Genomic DNA, 18032 nt, shown 5'->3' on the forward strand with positions numbered 1-18032 from the left:
CGTATCGCCAAGCCTGGACATTGAGGGCATCTTAGCCGCGATGGCGCGGCCGGAGAACCTTCGAGGGAGAATGCAATGACCGACCAAGCCTTCGCCCAGGCCGACCCCGACTGGGTCGAGCTCATCAGCCTGGCCCGCGACTGGTTCAATGGCCCCCTTGGGCAGTTGATGCTCAAGGAAGAGGAAAAGTTGCTCGAAGAAGAGCTGCGGCGCTTCTTCGGTGGCTACCTGGTGCACTACGGCCCCTGCGTCGAACCGCCGCCCAACGCCCCGCAGGTGCAGCGCAACGTGCGCCTGGGCGCGCCGTTGCCGGGGGTGGAGATCGTCTGCGAGGAGCAGGCCTGGCCGCTGTCGGAACATGCCGCCGACGTGGTGGTGCTGCAGCACGGCCTGGACTTCAGCCTCTCTCCCCACGGATTGCTCCGGGAGGCGGCCAGCGCGGTGCGCCCGGGCGGTCACCTGCTGATTGTCGGCATCAATCCGTGGAGCAGTTGGGGGGTGCGGCATTTCTTCAGCCAGGGCGCCTTGCGCAAGGCCCGCTGCATCTCGGCGTCGCGGGTCGGCGACTGGCTCAACCTGCTGGGCTTCGCGCTGGAGAAACGCCGCTTCGGGTGCTATCGTCCGCCGCTTGCCTCGCCGGCCTGGCAACAGCGCCTGGCCGGTTGGGAGCGGGTGGCCGGGGGCTGGCAGGGCGCCGGTGGCGGTGTCTACCTGCTGGTGGCGCGCAAGATGGTGGTCGGCCTGCGGCCGCTGCGCCTTGAGCGCCGCGAGCCGATGGGCAAGCTGCTGCCGCTGCCGTTGGCCAAGGTCAATCGCAGCGCCACCCACCCCGATTCCGAAAAGCACTGAACACGAGTGGTACATGAGCGATAGCGTCGAGATCTACACCGATGGTGCCTGCAAGGGCAATCCCGGCCCGGGCGGCTGGGGCGTCCTGATGGTTTTCAAGGGCGTCGAGAAGGAACTGTGGGGCGGCGAGCGCGAGACCACCAACAACCGCATGGAGCTGATGGCCGCGATCGAGGGCCTGAAGGCGCTCAAGCGCGAGTGCGAGGTGGTGCTGACCACCGACTCCCAGTACGTGATGAAGGGCATCAACGAGTGGATGACCAACTGGAAGAAGCGCGGCTGGAAGACCGCCGCCAAGGAGCCGGTGAAGAACGCCGACCTGTGGATGGCCCTCGATGAACAGGTCAACCGGCACAAGGTGACCTGGAAGTGGGTGCGCGGGCACATCGGCCACCCGGGCAACGAGCGGGCCGACCAGTTGGCCAATCGTGGGGTCGATGAGGTGCGGGCTCAGCGTTGAGCCAACTGGGGCTGCTGCGCAGCCCTTTCGCGGCACAAGGCCGCTCCTACAGGATTTACACGGTCCCAGTAGGAGCGGTCTTGTGCCGCGATGGGCCGCAAAGCGGCCCCGATTCCGGTATACTCCCGCCCCGAATTCAAGCCCCGCAAGTTGGAGTCACCCGTGGAGCAGCAGCAAGACAAACGGTTCGTCATCCTCGACACCGAGACCACCGGCATGCCGGTGGCCGAAGGCCACCGCATCATCGAGATCGGTTGCGTCGAGGTCGTGGGCCGGCGCCTGACCGGGCGGCACTTCCATGTCTACCTGCAGCCCGACCGCGAGAGTGACGAGGGTGCGATCAACGTCCACGGCATCACCGACGCCTTCCTGGTCGGCAAACCGCGTTTCGGCGATGTGGCCGAGGAGTTCTTCGACTTCATCCAGGGCGCCACCCTGGTCATCCACAACGCGGCGTTCGACGTCGGCTTCATCAACAACGAGTTCGCGCTGATCGGTCAGCAGGATCGCGCCGACATCTCGCAGCACTGCCCGATCCTCGACACCCTGATGATGGCGCGCTCGCGCCATCCGGGGCAGCGCAACAGCCTCGATGCGCTGTGCAAACGCTACGGTATCGACAACTCTGGCCGTGAACTGCACGGCGCATTGCTCGACTCGGAACTGCTGGCCGACGTCTACCTGGCGATGACCGGCGGCCAGACCAGCCTGTCGCTGGCGGGGGATGGCGCGCAGGGCGAGGATGGGCAGGGCAGCACCGGCAGTGAGATCCGTCGGATTACCGGTCGTGCGGCGGGTAAGGTGATCATGGCTAGCGAGGAAGAGCTCGAGGCCCATGCCGAGCGTTTGGCGGCCGTCGCCAAGTCGGCGGGTGGGCCGGCGATGTGGCAGGTGCTGACCGAGGCCCCCGCCAGCTGATTCTCTGACAGTACCGGCCCTTTCGCGGGTAAACCCGCTCCCACAGGCAACCCCCCCGAACCTGTGGGAGCGGGTTTACCCGCGAAGAGGCCGGCACTGACGACACCAGCCTCAACTACCCTGAGGGGGAAGCCCCCGCAGAGGTAGCCGCCCGATGTACAAGGACCTCCAGTTCCCCATCCTCATCGTCCATCGGGCGATCAAGGCCGACAGCGTCGCCGGCGAACGGGTGCGTGGCATCGCCGACGAACTGGCCAGGGACGGCTTCGCCATCCTCGCCGCCGCCGACCAGGCAGAGGCGCGCCTGGTGGCCGCCACGCATCATGGCCTGGCCTGCATGCTGATCGCCGCCGAGGGTGTCGGCGACAATAGCCGCCTGCTGCAGAACATGGCCGAGCTGATCCGCCTGGCCCGGCTGCGCGCACCCAACCTGCCGATCTTCGCCTTGGGCGAGCAGGTCACCCTGGAGAACGCCCCGGCCGAGGCCATGGGTGAGCTCAACCAGTTGCGCGGCATTCTCTACCTGTTCGAAGACACCGTGCCCTTTCTCGCCCGCCAGGTGGCGCGGGCCGCGCACACTTACCTCGACGGTTTGCTGCCACCGTTCTTCAAGGCCCTGGTGCAACACACCGCGCAGTCGAACTACTCCTGGCACACCCCAGGCCACGGCGGCGGCGTGGCCTATCACAAGAGCCCGGTGGGGCAGGCCTTTCACCAGTTCTTCGGCGAAAACACCCTGCGCTCGGACCTGTCCGTGTCGGTGCCCGAGCTGGGCTCGCTGCTCGACCATACCGGCCCCCTGGCCGCCGCCGAGGCGCGGGCGGCGCGCAACTTCGGCGCCGACCATACCTTCTTCGTCATCAACGGCACCTCCACCGCCAACAAGATCGTCTGGCACGCCATGGTCGGGCGCGGTGACCTGGTGCTGGTGGACCGCAACTGCCACAAGTCGGTGGTGCATGCGATCATCATGACCGGCGCCATCCCCCTCTACCTGTGCCCGGAGCGCAACGAGCTGGGCATCATCGGGCCGATCCCGCTCAGCGAATTCACCCCGGCGTCCATACAGGCAAAGATCCAGGCCCACCCGCTGGCCCAGGGGCGGCCGGCGAAGATCAAGCTGGCGGTGGTCACCAACTCCACCTACGACGGGCTGTGCTACCACGCCGGGCTCATCAAGCAGACCCTCGGCGCCAGTGCCGAGGTGCTGCACTTCGACGAGGCCTGGTTCGCCTACGCCGCCTTCCACGAGTTCTTCACCGGCCGCTATGCCATGGGCACGCCGCGCGGCGATGAGGGGCCGCTGCTGTTCAGCACCCATTCCACCCACAAGCTGCTGGCCGCCTTCAGCCAGGCGTCGATGATCCATGTGCAGGACGGCGCCGCCCGCCAGCTGGACCGCGACCGCTTCAACGAAGCGTTCATGATGCATATCTCCACCTCGCCGCAGTACAGCATCCTCGCCTCGCTGGATGTGGCCTCGGCGATGATGGAAGGCCCGGCCGGGCGCTCGCTGCTGCAGGAGATGTTCGACGAGGCCCTGAGCTTTCGCCGGGCGCTGGCCAACCTGCGCGAGCACATCGCCGCCGACGACTGGTGGTTCAGCATCTGGCAGCCCCCGCTGGCGCAGGGCGGCGAGCGCCTGGAGGCGGCGGACTGGCTGTTGCAGCCGGGGGCCGAGTGGCATGGCTTTGCCGAGCTGAGCGACGACTATGTGCTGCTCGATCCGCTCAAGGTCACCCTGGTGATGCCGGGAGCCGGTGGTGGGGCGGGCGAGCACGGCATTCCGGCCGCGGTGGTCGGCAAGTTCCTCTGGGAACGGGGGCTGGTGGTGGAGAAGACCGGTCTGTACAGCTTCCTGGTGCTGTTCTCGATGGGCATCACCAAGGGCAAGTGGAGCACGCTGCTGACCGAACTGCTGGAGTTCAAGCGCCACTACGACGCCAATACCGCGCTGGCCGACTGCCTGCCCAGCGCGCTGACGCCGCAGCCGTCACGCTACCAGGGGCTGGGGCTGCGCGACCTGTGCCAGCAACTGCATGCCTTCTACCGCAGCAATGCCACGTCCAGGCAGCTCAAGTTGCTGTTCACCCGTTTGCCCGAAGTGGCGATGACCCCGGCCGAGGCCTATGACCGGATGGTGCGCGGGGAGGTGGAGGCGGTGCCGATCGAGCAGCTGCTGGGCCGGGTCGCGGCGGTGATGCTGGTGCCGTATCCGCCGGGGATCCCCTTGATCATGCCGGGCGAGCGCTTCACCGAGGCGACCCGCTCGATCCTGGTCTACCTGGAGTGCGCCCGGGCCTTCGACCAGGGCTTCCCGGGTTTCGTCGCCGACGTGCATGGCCTGCAACGCGAGGGGACGCTGTACACCGTCGATTGCGTCAAGGAATGCGGATGATCTCGACGCCGGTCTGGGCCAGCTCGAAGCGGTCGTCGCCCAGGTGGTTGACGCGGTCGCCGATGGCCAGCCGATAGCTGGTGACCGGCGCGCCGAGGGTGCTGCCGTCGGCCTGCAGGGTGGATTCCTGGAATTCGTGGACGGGGTAGATACGGCCTTCGGCGTCGCGGGCGTGGAACTGGCCGACCATTACTGCTGCCATTTAGGTGGAAACCTCTGAATCGTGTAGGAAATGTCTGTAGGCATAGACCAGTGAAACGCCCGGGAAGTTTTCAGCCGAATGGAAAAAAACCGGGAAGCCGAGGAACGGTCATCTATAACTAACAGGTCCCATTCCCAGAGCAGAGGTTGCAAAACGCCATGAGCCAGGTCTATTCGGTTGCGGTCGTCGTCGGCAGCTTGCGCAAGGAGTCCTACAACCGCAAGGTGGCCCGCGCGCTGTCTGAGCTGGCGCCGTCCAGCCTTGCCCTGCGGATCGTCGAGATCGGCGACCTGCCGTTGTACAACGAGGATGTCGAGGCCGAGGGCGCACCCGAGGCGTGGAAGCATTTTCGCGACGAAATCCGCCGCAGCGACGCGGTGTTGTTCGTCACCCCGGAGTACAACCGTTCGGTGCCGGGCGGGTTGAAGAACGCCATCGACGTGGGTTCGCGGCCCTATGGGCAGAGCGTATGGAGCGGAAAGCCGGCGGCGGTGGCCAGCGTGTCGCCGGGGGCGATCGGCGGGTTTGGCGCCAATCACGCGGTGCGCCAGTCGCTGGTGTTCCTCGACATGCCGTGCATGCAGATGCCCGAGGCTTATATCGGTGGGGCGGCGACGTTGTTCGATGACAGCGGCAAGCTCAATGACAAGACCCGGCCCTTCCTGCAGGGCTTTATCGACAGGTTCGCGTCGTGGGTGAAGTTGAACCGGGCAGTCTGATCCCCCCAAAAGCATCGCGGGGCAAGCCCGCTCCCACGCCAGGCATGCATGTATGCTGGGCGTGGGAGCGGGCTTGCCCCGCGATGCTTTTCGACATCATGCGCTCTGCGGCATCTCCCCCTTGGCCAACCGCCGGTTGATATCGGCGATCACCTCGGGCAGTTCATTGATGGTGTCGATCAGGTAGTGCGGGCGCGACCCGGCAAACATCGCGTGGATCCGCTTGCGCTCGCTCTCCAGCTTCTCCGCGCTCAACGCCCGGTAGCCTTCCCAGGTCAGCCCCAGGGCATTGCCCGAGCACACCAGCGCCACGGTCCACATCCCGGCGCGGCGGCCTTCGAGGATCCCCGGCACGGTATCGTCGACTTTCACGCAGGCGGCCACATCGTCGATGCCCAGGGCAATCACGTTGGCCAGCGCCTGGGCCGGCCACGGGCGACCGTTCGGCGTCTCGTCGGTGGCCACCACATGGTCGGCCACGTAGCCGTTCTGCGCGGCCAGTTCGACCACCTTGTCCATCACCACCTTCGGGTAGCCGGAGCAGGAGCCGATTTTCAGGCCGTCCTTGCGCAGCCCGGTCAGGGTGTCCAGAGCGCCTGGGATCAGTGCCGAGTGCACGGCGATCTTCTCGATCTGCAGCGGCATGAAGCGCTCGTAGATGGCGGTGACATCGTCGTCGGTGGGCGTGCGGCCGAACACCTTGCGGTAGCGCTCGGCGATTTCCGGCACGTCGCACAGGGTGCGGATATGGTCCCACTTGCCCATGCCCATCGGGCCACGGGCTTCTTCGATGGACACCTGCACGTCGAACTCGGCGAAGGCTTCGACGAAGATCTGGGTCGGGGCGAAGGAGCCGAAGTCGACCACGGTGCCGGCCCAGTCGAGGATGGCGGCTTGCAGCTGGGTGGGGTTGCTGTAGTTCATGTGCGCGTTTTCCTTGAATTGGGTGGGCAGAGGGTCAGATGTCCAGCACTTCCATTTCCCGCAGCACCTCGGCCACGGCGTTCACGGCGGCCTGCATGCCATCGGCGCCAACCACGCCGATGCAGCCGACGCGGAAGGTCTCGACCTGGGTCAGCTTGCCCGGGTAGAGGATGAAGCCCTTGGCCTTGACCCGCTCATAGAAGTCCTTGAACTGGTAGCGCGGATCCTTCGGCGCGTGGAAGGTGACGATGATCGGTGCCTGGATGTCGGCGGGCAGGAAGCTCTTCAGACCGATCTTCGCCATGCCGTCGAGCAAGGTCTTGCAATTGTCGGCGTAGCGTTGGTGGCGAGCGGGCAGTCCACCTTCTTCGTTGTATTGCTGCAGCGCTTCGTGCAGGGCGGCGACCACGTGGGTCGGCGGGGTGAAGCGCCACTGGCCGGTCTTGGCCATGTAGGCGTGCTGGTCGTGCAGGTCCATGGCCAGGGAGTGGGCGTTGCCCTCGGCGGCGGCCAGGGCGGTTTTTTCGGCGAAGACGAAGCCCATGCCCGGCACGCCTTCCAGGCACTTGCCGGAGGCGGCGATCAGCGCTTCGAAGGGAATTTCACGAGCATCGATCGGCAGCGCACCGAACGAGCTCATGGCGTCGATGATCAGGCGCTTGCCGTGGCGCTGGATCACCTGGGCGATCTCGGGCAGCGGGTTGAGGATGCCGGTGCTGGTCTCGCAGTGGATCAGCGCCACATGGGTCACGGCGGGGTCGGCGGCCAGCAGGCGGTCGACGTCGGCGGCGGTGGTCGGCTGGTCCTCGGCGGTCTCGAAGGTGCTGTAGGCGCGGCCCAGCACCTTGCAGATCTTCGCCAGGCGCTGGCCGTAGGCGCCGTTGATCAGCACCAGCACCTTGCCGTCACGGGGTACCAGGGTGCCGATGGCGGCCTCGACGGCGAAGGTGCCGCTGCCTTGCAGGGGCACGCAGTGGTGGCTGGCGCTGCCGTCGATGATGGCCAGCAGTTGTTCGCACACGCTGGCGGTCAGCTGGTTGAAGTCGCGATCCCACGAGCCCCAGTCCACGAGCATGGCCTGGCGGGTGCGGATCGAGGTGGTCAGGGGACCGGGGGTCAGCAGGATCGGGGCGTTGCTCATTCCGGGGTTCCTCACTTGCGGTGGGCTGGAAACTTAGTGGGGCTAGGTTGCAATTCGCCGTGTCATCAATCAAATTGTTTGTAGATATGCCAGCCATAAGTCAGGCCGATAGATATGAACCTGTTCCAGCTCCGCGCCTTCGACGCCGTCGCCCGCGAGGGCAGCTTCACCCGCGCCGCCGAGCGCCTGTTCATCAGCCAGCCGGCGGTGACCGGGCATGTGAAGGCGTTGGAGGAGCACTACCAGATCACCTTGCTGCGCCGTACCGCCCGGCGGGTCGAGCTGACCGAGGAGGGCACGCGCCTGGCGGCCATCACCCGGGCCATGTTCGGCCTGGCCGAGGAAGCCCAGGCCATGCTCGAGGCCAACCGGCAGTTGCTGACCGGGCGCCTGGAGGTGGCGGCGGACGGCCCGCACCGGGTGATGCCGATGCTGGCGCAACTGCGCGAGCGCTACCCCGGCATCACCGTCAACCTGCGCCTGGGCAATGCCCAGGAAACCCTGGCCGCGTTGCTGTCGGAACATGCCGATGTGGCCGTGCTGACCGAGATCGAGCCGCGCAAGGGCCTGCACCTGCAGGCGTTATGCGAATCGCGGTTGTGTGCACTGTTGCCGGTGGGGCATGCCTGGGCGGGTGCCGGGGGTGACTTGCCGCTGGCCGAGCTGGACAGGCAGATCATGGTGCTGCGCGAGCCCAGCTCGACCACCCGGCGCACCTTCGACAAGGCCTGCGCCGACGCTGGCGTGCAACCCCGGGTGCTGCTGGAACTGGACAGCCGCGAAGCGGTCACCGAGGCGGTGGCGGCGGAGCTGGGCATCGGCGTGGTGTCCTCCACCGAAGTGGCCCATGACCCGCGGGTGGTGGCCCGCCCCCTGGGCGGCCAGGGTCTGGTCAACCAGCACATGGTCGGTTGCCTGGAGCGCCGCCGTGAGTTGCGCCTGATCCAGGCGTTCCTGAGCCTGGCCGCCGGTCAGTGATTGGCGGCTGACGTTTTCCCCATGGCGGCCTAAGATGGCGGCCACAGCGCAGACTGGATTGTCGATGAGCGAGAAGGACACCATTTCCATGCAACTGGTGCGCGAAGCCCTGTTGCAGACCTGCCCGGCCGGCGAGCCCGACGCCGGGCTGCTGGCGCGTGCCGGGATCGCGGCCGAGCAGTTGGACCTGCCCGAGGCGCGGGTCACGGCGGAGTCCTACGCCCGGCTCTGGCGCCTGTTGGCGCGGCGCTGCAACGACGAGTTCTTCGCCATGGACCGGCGCGGCCTGCGCAGCGGCAGCCTGGCCTTCATGGCCCGCAGCGCCATGGCCCAGCCGACCCTGGGCGCGGCCCTGGACAACCTGCTGGCGTTCCTGTCGCTGATGCTCGAAGACCTGCAGCCGGGCCTGGTGCGCCAGCAGAGCCTGGCCGAGATCGTCATCAACGAACCCGGCGATACGCCGCGCCGGGCGTTCACCTACTTCACCTTCTGGATGATCGTGCACGGCCTGGCCTGTTGGCTGGCCGGGCGGCGCATCCCGATCCTGGCCATCGACCTGCGCTGCGCCGAGCCGCCGTTTTGCGACGACTACCGGGTGATGTTTTCCGAGAACCTGCAGTTCGAGCGCCCGCGCACGCGGATGATCATCGCCGCCGAATGCCTTGAACTGCCGGTCAGACGCAGTGACGAGGAGTTGCAGCGCTTCCTGGCCGAGGCCCCGGGCAACATCCTGGTCAAGTTCCGCGACCCGGCCAGTCTGGCCCGGCAGATCCGCCACCGCTTGCTGGAAATGCCGCCGGGGGGCTGGCCGGACGCCGAGCAGGTGGCCGCCACCCTGCACATGTCGGTGTCGACGTTGCGCCGGCGTCTGTCGGAAGAGGGCCAGAGCTACCAGGGCATCAAGGATGGCGTGCGTCGGGAGCTGGCCATTGCCTGGCTGGCCGAGGCGCAACTGGGATTGGGTGATATCGCCGAGCGCCTGGGTTTTGCCGACAGCAGCTCGTTCTACAAGGCGTTTCGCAAGTGGTTCGGTTGTAACCCGGGCCATTATCGTTCGCTGGTCATGCATGAAGGTGGCGTAGCGGGTGGGTGAGTCTTCCCGCTGAAGCGGCGCTGGCGGCTTGTGCACTGTGAGGTACCTTAAAGCACAAGGTCCTTACAGCATGACTTCTAATACCCTCTCGCCAACCGAAGCAGGCAGGAATGCGCAACTTCGCGTACTTCTGGACAAATTCATTGGTGCAAGACTGCCGGACTGGTTCACACAGGCTTCCGTGGAGCGCCTGAGAGCACTGCACAAGGCGTTCCAGGTCCATGAAAAGAGTCGTAAGCAACTGGCGCGGGCTACAACTGCTTTGGTATCGGCGCAACAGTTCGCCGAGCAGCATTTCCAACCGATGCTCAAGACCCTGTTGCCCGACGGGCCCGCGCTGGATGCGCTGGAGTGGGTCGACGCCTGGTACGGGGTGACGCCGATCCTGTCCACGCCTAGTGTCGAGCCACGCGAGTTGCGTTCTCCGGCACGGCTGCGGCTGATGCAGAACTTCCCTACATCCGCCTCGTTCTTTGTTGCCACAGGATTGGTGAACAGCGGCGCTTCGGCTGTCATGTCCAGTCCAGAGGGTGTTGCCGATGCCTGCCGCAAGCTGGATCTGGGCAAGCAGTACCAGGTATTGATCGCTCAGGTGTTCAGCCCGGCCAATCGAACTTTGCTTGCTGAGCATAAACGAGCCGCATTTGTCCTGATGTGCGAGCTTGCCCTGTGTCGTGCGCAGATCAGCGTCGAGGAGTACATGGCCCTTGACCAGCTTTCGAGCGGCAAGGCAGATCAGCCAGGTCAACAGTGCTTCGCCGGCGCGGGTGAACTGCGCATGCTGGGGTTCACCGTCGAGAACGCCTTGAAGATCCAGTTGCGTGACGCGCAGGGTACGGACAAGGGCGTGATCCTCTACGTGCCCGATGATGGGCAGAACTCCCTGCGCCGTTTCGATTCAGCCCAGTGCATGGAGCAGGCGCTGGCAAGTGAGCTGGAAAACGCGGATATCCGTCGGGACTTTCGCGAACGGATTCGGCTGCGTGACCGCGCTGCCTTCAGTCAGTTGCTGGACGTGCGCCTGAGTGATGAGGTGCCAGATCTGCAAATGAAAGGTGCCGCTTCCGGGCAGGACATCTTCACCACACTGGCCACTACCCAGGTAGAGCGGTTCAGGGATGACGGCAAGCTGCTGCTGGTCTCGAACGCGGACGCCGATCAGCAGGCCGCCAACGAGCGCCTGGCCACCTGGTCAGGGATCGGTTTCACCGTGCTCGGACTGGCGGGGCTGGGTATTCCTATCGTCGGTGTGGCACTGTTCGCGACCCTGGTAATGGATACCCTCGCGCATGTGTATGAAGGCGCTGTCGACTGGAGCGAGGGGCACCAGCATGAAGCGCTGGAGCATCTGTTCAGCGTCGCCGAGACCGTGGCGATCACAGCGGCCACCGCTGCAGGTGCCACGGCGGTGGCAAGCGTGCTCAAGCGCAGTTCGTTCGTTGACCTGCTCGATCCGGTCAGGACAAGCCAGGGCTCGCGCCTGTGGCAGGCGGACCTGCAGGTGTACGAATCTGACCCGGGGGCGGCGCGGCTGTTGGACAACGGCTTGTACGGCGAGGGCTCCCGGCGCTGGTTGCGTGTCGACGACAAGTACTACGAACTGCAACGGGAGGCGCCAGGCAAACCCTGGAGTTTGCGCCATGCCGAGCGCGCCGACGCTTACGGGCCGCCGGTCGATTTCAATGGCGAGCGTTGCTGGCGCATTCGCCTGGAGCGACCTCTGGAGTGGGACGACAGCACGCGGATGCTCAACCGTCTGTGGCCGCTGGACCCGCCGCTTTGCGCCGAAACGGCCGGACGAATACTGCAAGCTGCCGGCGTCGACAAGGAGGCATTGCGTGGGGTGCTGGTGGAGAACCGCCAGGCGCCGATCGCCCTGCGGGATACCTTGAGGCGCTATATGGCGGCGAGTCGGGTTTCGGCGCTGTTCAGCGCACTGGAAAAGCCCGGTGCGCTCCTCGAGGACACCCAGGTGCTGGCATGGTGCAGAGCCTGTGCGGACATGCATACGCTGGATGACCAAGCCATCGGCAGGCAGTTGCTGACGCGACGGTATGAGCTGCGTGAGGCGCTGCACAACCACCTGGCGGAAGACCTTTTGCTCGCCGAGGATCCGCTGGAGGCATTGCCGGACGATGAACCTGCAGCGGACGCGCTGCTGCAGCAGTTGCAAAGCGAGTTTCCCGGCTTGCCCCTGGCCTACGCCACCGAAGCGGTGCAGAGCGCCGACGCGATGCTGCGACGGGTGGCCATCAGCGAGTCTCGGTTGCCGATGGCGATCCTCAAACAGGTTCGCTCGCTGCTCGGGCAAGCACGACTGACACGGGCACTGGAAGGTCTTCTGCTGGATACCAGCTACACCGATGGGACTGGCGAGCTGGTGCTGGCCTTGCTGCCCAGACTCGCCAACTGGCCTGCGTCGCTGAACCTGGAGCTGCGCGAGGGTTCGGCGTTTGGCCGACTGATCAGTGTGCTGGACCCTCAAGGTCTGCGCGAGAAACGCACTGTGCTGGTCTGGCGGTCGGGCCAGTTCCACCTTTATGACCACCAGGGGCTGGCGCTGGAGCAGGACATCGACGCGCCGGGCGGGTTGTTCCAGGCCCTGGTGGGCTTGCTCGGACAGGAGGGAAAGCAGGCCCTCAAGCTCACTGGGCAGTCACCAGCCGAGCAACTGCGCCAAGCGATCATCGGCGAACTGCCAAAATCACGAGACGCAATCATCAATCGGTTAGGCTGGCGGGCAGTGGCCCCCAGGTTCAACCCTGGCAAGCGCTTGCCCGATGGGCGAGTCGGCTACACCCTTGGCGGTTCGCTCTCCAGGCGCTCGGGGACCATGGACACCCTGAGGCTGCGTGTCAGGGCGCTTTACCCCTCGCTGAGCATTGTCGAAGTGGAAAGGATGATCCAGGAGTGGCAGTTGCGCACGGGGGATGCCATCGAGGAGCTGTTGTCCCAGGAAACCAACTTCACCTACCTGGAAGATACGCTAAGCGTCTGGGAACGTGAGCCGCGCAGCCGTGCACTGCGCAATCGGCGCCGGCAGTTCTCCAATCGCCTGCGCAGCGCCTGGCGTCATGAGGGTGAAACCATTCGCAGCTACAGCCAGGACCGTGTCGGGCGTATCCTGAGCATCGAGGGCTGGCGCATCGGCTCGTTACCAGACCTGCCCGCGGAAATCGACATGGGGCACATCTACGAGTTGCGCATGTCCGGCATGGACCTGATGAGCATGTCGCCGATGTTCCTGGGCTGCTTCGATTCCCTGGAAACCTTGAGCCTGAACAATAACCTGCTGACTACGGTGCCTGAGCAGATTGCCCAGTTGCCCAGGCTCAGGCGGCTGGAGATGAGGTCGAATCGCATCCAGATGAATGCCTCGGGCGTCGCCACCTTGTCCAGCCTTGAAGGCCTGGAGACCCTGGTGCTCGACTTCAATCCGCTGCGTTCGCTGGAGCTGGACTTCTCCCGTCTTACCGAGCTGCAATTCCTCAGGGCGAACCGATGCTCCCTGAGAAGTGTGCCGACAGGTATCGAGCGATGCACTCAACTGATCCTGGCCGATCTGCGCTTCAACCTGATTTCCACGGTTCCCAATGGCCTGATGGCAACTTCGCGGACCTTCAGGCGTCGCGTGAACCTGGACGGCAACCCGGTGCCACTGCCAACGTTGACCGCATTCATGGCCGGGGACGCTGACGAACCGGTCGACGCGCAGTTGCCGGAGGTTATCGACCCCTTGCAACGCTGGCTCGAGACGGGTGAGCCGCAGGGGCGTGCTGAACGACGTGCCATGTGGCAGCGCGTGCAACAACTCGAAGGCAGCGCACAATTGTTCCTGCTGTTGGCCACCCTCACCAGGACCCAGGATTTCCTCCAGGCCCCCGAATACCTGGGCGAGCAGGTCTGGCAGTTGATCGAGGATGTCGACTCCGACAGCGTATTGCGCGACGACCTCTTCACCCATGCCGGTATCCAGCTCACCTGCCATGACAGTGTCGCGGAACGCTTCAGCAGGTTGTGGATGCGGGCACTGGTTCACCATGCCGAAGTGGAGGGCAAGGTGGGCAGCAATGGTGACGAACTGTTGAAGTTGGGGCGGGCCCTGTTTCGCCTGGACCGTCTCGATGAGTTCGCCAGGCAGGAGGTGATGTTGCGGGAGGCAGCGGGGCAGGAGGTCGACGAGCTGGAGGTCGTGCTTGGCTTGCGGGTTGAGTTGGCCGATACGCTGGGTCTGATCGGGCAGCCCAGGTCGATGCTGTATGGTGCGTTGGCGGACATCACTCCTGCGTTGAAAGAGCGGGCGGTCGATGCGGTGCTGGCGGACGAGACAGATGGGCACCTGGTGCAGAGCCTGGCCAATCGTGAATTCTGGCGTGATTACCTGAAAGTGCGGCATGGCGAGCTCTTTGCCCAGCATGACGAAGAGTTCGCTGAAAAGCTTGCCGCGTTGGATGAGCAGGCCTTGAGCAGCGATGCGTACCTGAAGGCCTGCAATGCCGTGGCGGCGGAGCGCGAGGCCAGTGAGCGCGCGATGATGGTCACGCTGACCCAGGAAGTGCTGGACCTTGAGGCCGTGGGCGTTAAGCTCGGCCCGGAGGATGGCGAATCCGCTCAGCCGGATTGACAGCTTTGGCCATTGCCGGCTGCGCCTCTCGGCGCGAACATCGTCAGACCGATGGTGCACTCCAACAATAAGAAACCAGGAGTCTGACGATGCGCGATTACGCCGAGGCCGCCCGTTCGTTCGACCATGCCCGGGCCGCCGCCGCGGCGCTGCATGGCAACCTCGAGGCCCTCAACGCCTGTGTCGAGTGCTGCGACCGCCACACCGGCAGCAACAAACCCGCCCTGGTCTGGGAAGACCGGGATGGCAACAGCGGGCGCTACACCTTCGATCAACTGCAGGCCCTGGCCGCGCGCTTTGCCAACGTGCTCAAGGCCCAGGGCGTCGAGGCCGGCGACCGGGTCGCCGGGCTCATGCCGCGTACCCCCGAATTGCTGGTGACCATCCTTGCCACCTGGCGCCTGGGCGCGGTCTACCAACCCCTGTTTACCGCATTCGGCCCGAAGGCCATCGAGCACCGCCTCGAGCAGTCCCACGCCAAGGTGGTGATCACCGATCGCAACAACCGGCCCAAGCTCGATGAGGTGGCGGACTGCCCGACCATCGTCACGGTCGCCGCCGTCGAGGGCGAACTGGACTTCCATCGCAGTCTCGAGGCCGCCGCCGGCGATTGCGCGCCGGTGATGCGTACCGGCGACGATCCTTTCCTGTTGATGTTCACCTCGGGCACCACCGGCCCGGCCAAGCCGCTGGAAGTGCCACTGCGCGCCATCGTCGCGTTCCAGGGCTACATGCGCGACGCCATCGGCCTGCGCCCGGAAGACAACTTCTGGAACCTGGCCGACCCCGGCTGGGCCTACGGCTTGTACTACGCGGTTACCGGACCGCTGTCGCTGGGCCACGCCACCACTTTCTACGACGGCCCGTTCAGCGTTGAAAGCTGCGCGCGGGTCATCGACAAGCTGGGCATCACCAACCTGGCAGGCTCGCCCACGGCCTACAGGTTGCTGATCGCGGCGGGCAGCGCATTCTCGGCGCCGATCAAAGGGCGCCTACGGGTGGTCAGCAGTGCCGGCGAACCGCTCAACCCGGAAGTGATCCGCTGGTTCGCCGACGAGCTCGGGGTGACCATCCACGACCACTATGGCCAGACCGAGCTGGGCATGGTGCTGTGCAACCACCATGCGCTGGCGCACCCGGTGCACCTGGGTTCGGCCGGCTTCGCCATTCCCGGCCACCGCATCGTGGTGGTGGACGAGCAGGGCAACGAACTGCCTGTCGGCCAGCCTGGCATCCTCGCGGTGGATCGCGAGCAGTCGCCGCTGTGCTGGTTCGCCGGCTACCACGGGCTGCCGACCAAGGCCTTTTGCGGTAAGTACTACCTGTCCGGCGACACCGTCGAGCTCAACCAGGATGGCAGCATCAGCTTCGTCGGTCGCAGCGACGATGTGATCACCACCTCCGGCTACCGGGTCGGCCCATTCGATGTGGAAAGCGCCCTGATCGAGCACCCGGCAGTGGTCGAGGCGGCGGTGATCGGCAAGCCCGACCCGGAACGCACCGAACTGATCAAGGCCTTCGTGGTGCTGGCCCAGGGTTACCAGGGCAGCGCCGAACTTGAGGAAACCCTGCGCCAGCATGTACGCCAGCGCCTCTACGCCCACGCCTACCCGCGTGAAATCGAATTCGTCGGCGAGCTGCCCAAGACCCCGAGCGGCAAGCTGCAACGCTTCATCCTGCGCAACCAGGAAATCGCCCGACAACAAGCCGCGCAGCCGATCGCTGCGGGCGCCTGAAGGAAGACCGACATGCACATCACTCAAAAGAATTTCATCGTCAGCGGCGCGGCCTCGGGCCTGGGCGCCGCCACCGCGCAAATGCTCATCGAGGCCGGCGCCAAGGTCATGCTGGTCGACCTGAACGCCGCGGCAGTCGAAGACAAGGCCGCCGAACTGGGCGCCAATGCCCGCTTCGCGGTGGCCGATATCAGCGACGAGCAGGCCGCCAAGGCAGCGGTCGATGCCGCGGTCGGCGCCTTCGGCAGCCTGCACGGGCTGGTCAACTGCGCCGGCATCGTCGGTGCCGAGAAGGTCCTGGGCAAGAACGGCCCGCACGCCCTGGGCAGCTTCGCCAAGGTCATCAACGTCAACCTGATCGGCAGTTTCAACCTGTTGCGCCTGGCCGCCGCGGCCATGGCCGAAGGACCGGCGGACGAGGGTGGCGAGCGGGGCGTGATCATCAATACCGCCTCCATCGCCGCCTATGACGGCCAGATCGGCCAGGCCGCCTATGCCGCCTCCAAGGGCGCCATCGCCAGCCTCACCCTGCCGGCGGCCCGTGAGCTGGCGCGCTTCGGCATCCGCGTGATGACCATCGCTCCCGGCATTTTCGAAACCCCGATGATGGCCGGCATGACCGACGAAGTCCGTGCCTCGCTGTCCGCCGGCGTGCCGTTCCCGCCACGCCTGGGCCGCCCGCAGGAATACGCAGCACTGGCCCGTCATATCATCGAGAACAGCATGCTCAACGGCGAGGTGATCCGCCTCGACGGCGCGCTGCGCATGGCTGCCAAGTAAGGAGAACCGAACATGACCCTCGCCAATGATCCGATTGTCATCGTCAGCGCCGTGCGCACGCCCATGGGCGGCCTGCAGGGTGACCTCAAGAGCCTGACCGCGGCGCAGCTGGGCAGCGCGGCGATTCGTGCCGCCGTCGAGCGCGCCGGTATCGATGCCGCCAGTGTCGAGCAGGTGCTGTTCGGTTGCGTGCTGCCGGCCGGGCAGGGCCAGGCACCGGCACGCCAGGCGGCGCTGGGTGCCGGCCTGGACAAGCACACCACCTGCACCACCTTGAACAAGATGTGCGGCTCGGGCATGCAGGCCGCCATCATGGCTCATGACCAGCTCCTGGCCGGCAGCGCCGACGTGATCGTCGCCGGTGGCATGGAAAGCATGACCAACGCCCCCTACCTGCTGGACAAGGCCCGTGGCGGCTACCGCATGGGGCACGGCAAGATCATCGACCACATGTTCATGGACGGCCTGGAAGACGCTTACGACAAGGGCCGTCTGATGGGCACCTTCGCCGAGGACTGCGCGCAGAAGGGCGACTTCAGCCGCGAGGCCCAGGACGCCTTTGCCATCGCTTCGCTGACCCGCGCCCAGGACGCGATCAAGAGCGGCCGCTTCGCCGCCGAGATCGTTCCGGTGGAAGTCACCGATGGCAAGGAAAAGCGCATCATCAAGGACGACGAGCAGCCGCCCAAGGCGCGTCTGGACAAGATCCCGCAGCTCAAGCCGGCTTTCCGCGAGGGCGGCACCGTCACCGCGGCCAACTCCAGCTCGATTTCCGACGGCGCCGCCGCGCTGGTGCTGATGCGTCGCTCCGAGGCCGAGAAACGCGGCCTCAAGCCGCTGGCGGTGATCCATGGCCACGCGGCCTTCGCCGACACCCCGGCACTGTTCCCCACCGCGCCCATCGGTGCCATCGACAAGCTGCTCAAGCGTACCGGCTGGAACCTGGCCGAGGTGGACCTGTTCGAGATCAACGAGGCCTTCGCCGTGGTCACCCTGGCGGCCATGAAGCACCTCGACCTGCCCCATGACAAAGTCAATATTCACGGCGGCGCCTGCGCCCTGGGCCACCCGATCGGCGCCTCGGGCGCGCGCATTCTCGTGACCCTGCTGTCGGCCCTGCGCCAGAACAACCTGCGCCGTGGCGTGGCGGCCATCTGCATCGGCGGCGGCGAAGCGACGGCCATGGCGGTCGAGTGCCTGTACTGAGGTG

14 protein-coding genes are annotated in these 18032 nt (G+C 65.8%); 11 read left to right on the forward strand and 3 right to left on the reverse strand.

Going from position 1 to position 18032, the window contains the following annotated elements; translation table 11 throughout:
* The first annotated feature begins 75 nt into the window (after positions 1 to 75).
* The 4 genes from POF53_RS07165 to POF53_RS07180 all read left to right on the forward strand — a co-directional run bounded on the left by POF53_RS07165 (position 76) and on the right by POF53_RS07180 (position 4625).
* Positions 76 to 849: a class I SAM-dependent methyltransferase gene (locus POF53_RS07165; protein WP_254464467.1), complete on the forward strand. Its 774-nt coding sequence runs from the start codon at positions 76 to 78 to the stop codon at positions 847 to 849.
* A 13-nt stretch (positions 850 to 862) separates the two neighbouring features.
* A complete protein-coding gene (gene rnhA, locus POF53_RS07170) occupies positions 863 to 1309 on the forward strand; it encodes a ribonuclease HI (protein ID WP_028690529.1) in 447 nt (148 codons plus the stop codon).
* Between the two features lie 162 nt (positions 1310 to 1471).
* Complete coding sequence (dnaQ, locus tag POF53_RS07175) at positions 1472 to 2227, forward strand: DNA polymerase III subunit epsilon (protein ID WP_254464468.1); 756 nt, start codon at positions 1472 to 1474, stop codon at positions 2225 to 2227.
* Between the two features lie 154 nt (positions 2228 to 2381).
* Positions 2382 to 4625, forward strand: coding sequence for an Orn/Lys/Arg family decarboxylase (locus POF53_RS07180; protein WP_498967003.1), 2244 nt, complete (start codon positions 2382 to 2384; stop codon positions 4623 to 4625).
* On the opposite strand, the gene POF53_RS07185 is transcribed toward POF53_RS07180, so the two are convergent.
* Positions 4609 to 4827, reverse strand: a complete 219-nt coding sequence (locus tag POF53_RS07185) for a hypothetical protein (protein WP_028690532.1) — start codon at positions 4825 to 4827, stop codon at positions 4609 to 4611. The genes POF53_RS07180 and POF53_RS07185 overlap by 17 nt on opposite strands.
* Before the next feature lie 158 nt (positions 4828 to 4985).
* Between POF53_RS07185 and POF53_RS07190 the strand changes: the two genes are divergently transcribed.
* On the forward strand, positions 4986 to 5546 hold the full coding sequence (locus POF53_RS07190; protein WP_232856337.1) for an NADPH-dependent FMN reductase: 561 nt from the start codon (positions 4986 to 4988) through the stop codon (positions 5544 to 5546).
* Between the two features lie 96 nt (positions 5547 to 5642).
* Here POF53_RS07190 and phnX read toward each other — a convergent pair whose 3' ends face one another.
* Complete coding sequence (gene phnX / locus POF53_RS07195) at positions 5643 to 6470, reverse strand: phosphonoacetaldehyde hydrolase (RefSeq protein ID WP_232856336.1); 828 nt, start codon at positions 6468 to 6470, stop codon at positions 5643 to 5645.
* Between the two features lie 34 nt (positions 6471 to 6504).
* Positions 6505 to 7611: a 2-aminoethylphosphonate--pyruvate transaminase gene (locus POF53_RS07200; RefSeq protein WP_203651911.1), complete on the reverse strand. Its 1107-nt coding sequence runs from the start codon at positions 7609 to 7611 to the stop codon at positions 6505 to 6507.
* Positions 7612 to 7725: 114 nt separating this feature from the next.
* Between POF53_RS07200 and POF53_RS07205 the strand changes: the two genes are divergently transcribed.
* The 6 genes from POF53_RS07205 (at position 7726) to POF53_RS07230 (ending at position 18028) form a co-directional block, all read left to right on the forward strand.
* On the forward strand, positions 7726 to 8589 hold the full coding sequence (locus POF53_RS07205; protein WP_203651913.1) for a LysR substrate-binding domain-containing protein: 864 nt from the start codon (positions 7726 to 7728) through the stop codon (positions 8587 to 8589).
* A 64-nt stretch (positions 8590 to 8653) separates the two neighbouring features.
* The gene (locus tag POF53_RS07210) at positions 8654 to 9682 is read left to right on the forward strand and encodes an AraC family transcriptional regulator (protein ID WP_498967007.1); all 1029 of its coding nucleotides are present in this window, start codon (positions 8654 to 8656) and stop codon (positions 9680 to 9682) included.
* Between the two features lie 181 nt (positions 9683 to 9863).
* On the forward strand, positions 9864 to 14306 hold the full coding sequence (locus POF53_RS07215; protein WP_232856334.1) for an NEL-type E3 ubiquitin ligase domain-containing protein: 4443 nt from the start codon (positions 9864 to 9866) through the stop codon (positions 14304 to 14306).
* Between the two features lie 89 nt (positions 14307 to 14395).
* Positions 14396 to 16042, forward strand: a complete 1647-nt coding sequence (locus tag POF53_RS07220) for an AMP-binding protein (protein WP_498967009.1) — start codon at positions 14396 to 14398, stop codon at positions 16040 to 16042.
* A gap of 12 nt (positions 16043 to 16054) precedes the next feature.
* On the forward strand, positions 16055 to 16822 hold the full coding sequence (locus POF53_RS07225) for an SDR family NAD(P)-dependent oxidoreductase (RefSeq protein WP_498967011.1): 768 nt from the start codon (positions 16055 to 16057) through the stop codon (positions 16820 to 16822).
* Positions 16823 to 16834: 12 nt separating this feature from the next.
* On the forward strand, positions 16835 to 18028 hold the full coding sequence (locus POF53_RS07230) for an acetyl-CoA C-acyltransferase (RefSeq protein WP_498967013.1): 1194 nt from the start codon (positions 16835 to 16837) through the stop codon (positions 18026 to 18028).
* Positions 18029 to 18032: the final 4 nt, after the last annotated feature.

The organism is Mitsuaria sp. RG (assembly GCF_028369275.1).
In the GTDB taxonomy this organism is placed as follows: Bacteria; Pseudomonadota; Gammaproteobacteria; order Pseudomonadales; family Pseudomonadaceae; genus Aquipseudomonas; species Aquipseudomonas peradeniyensis.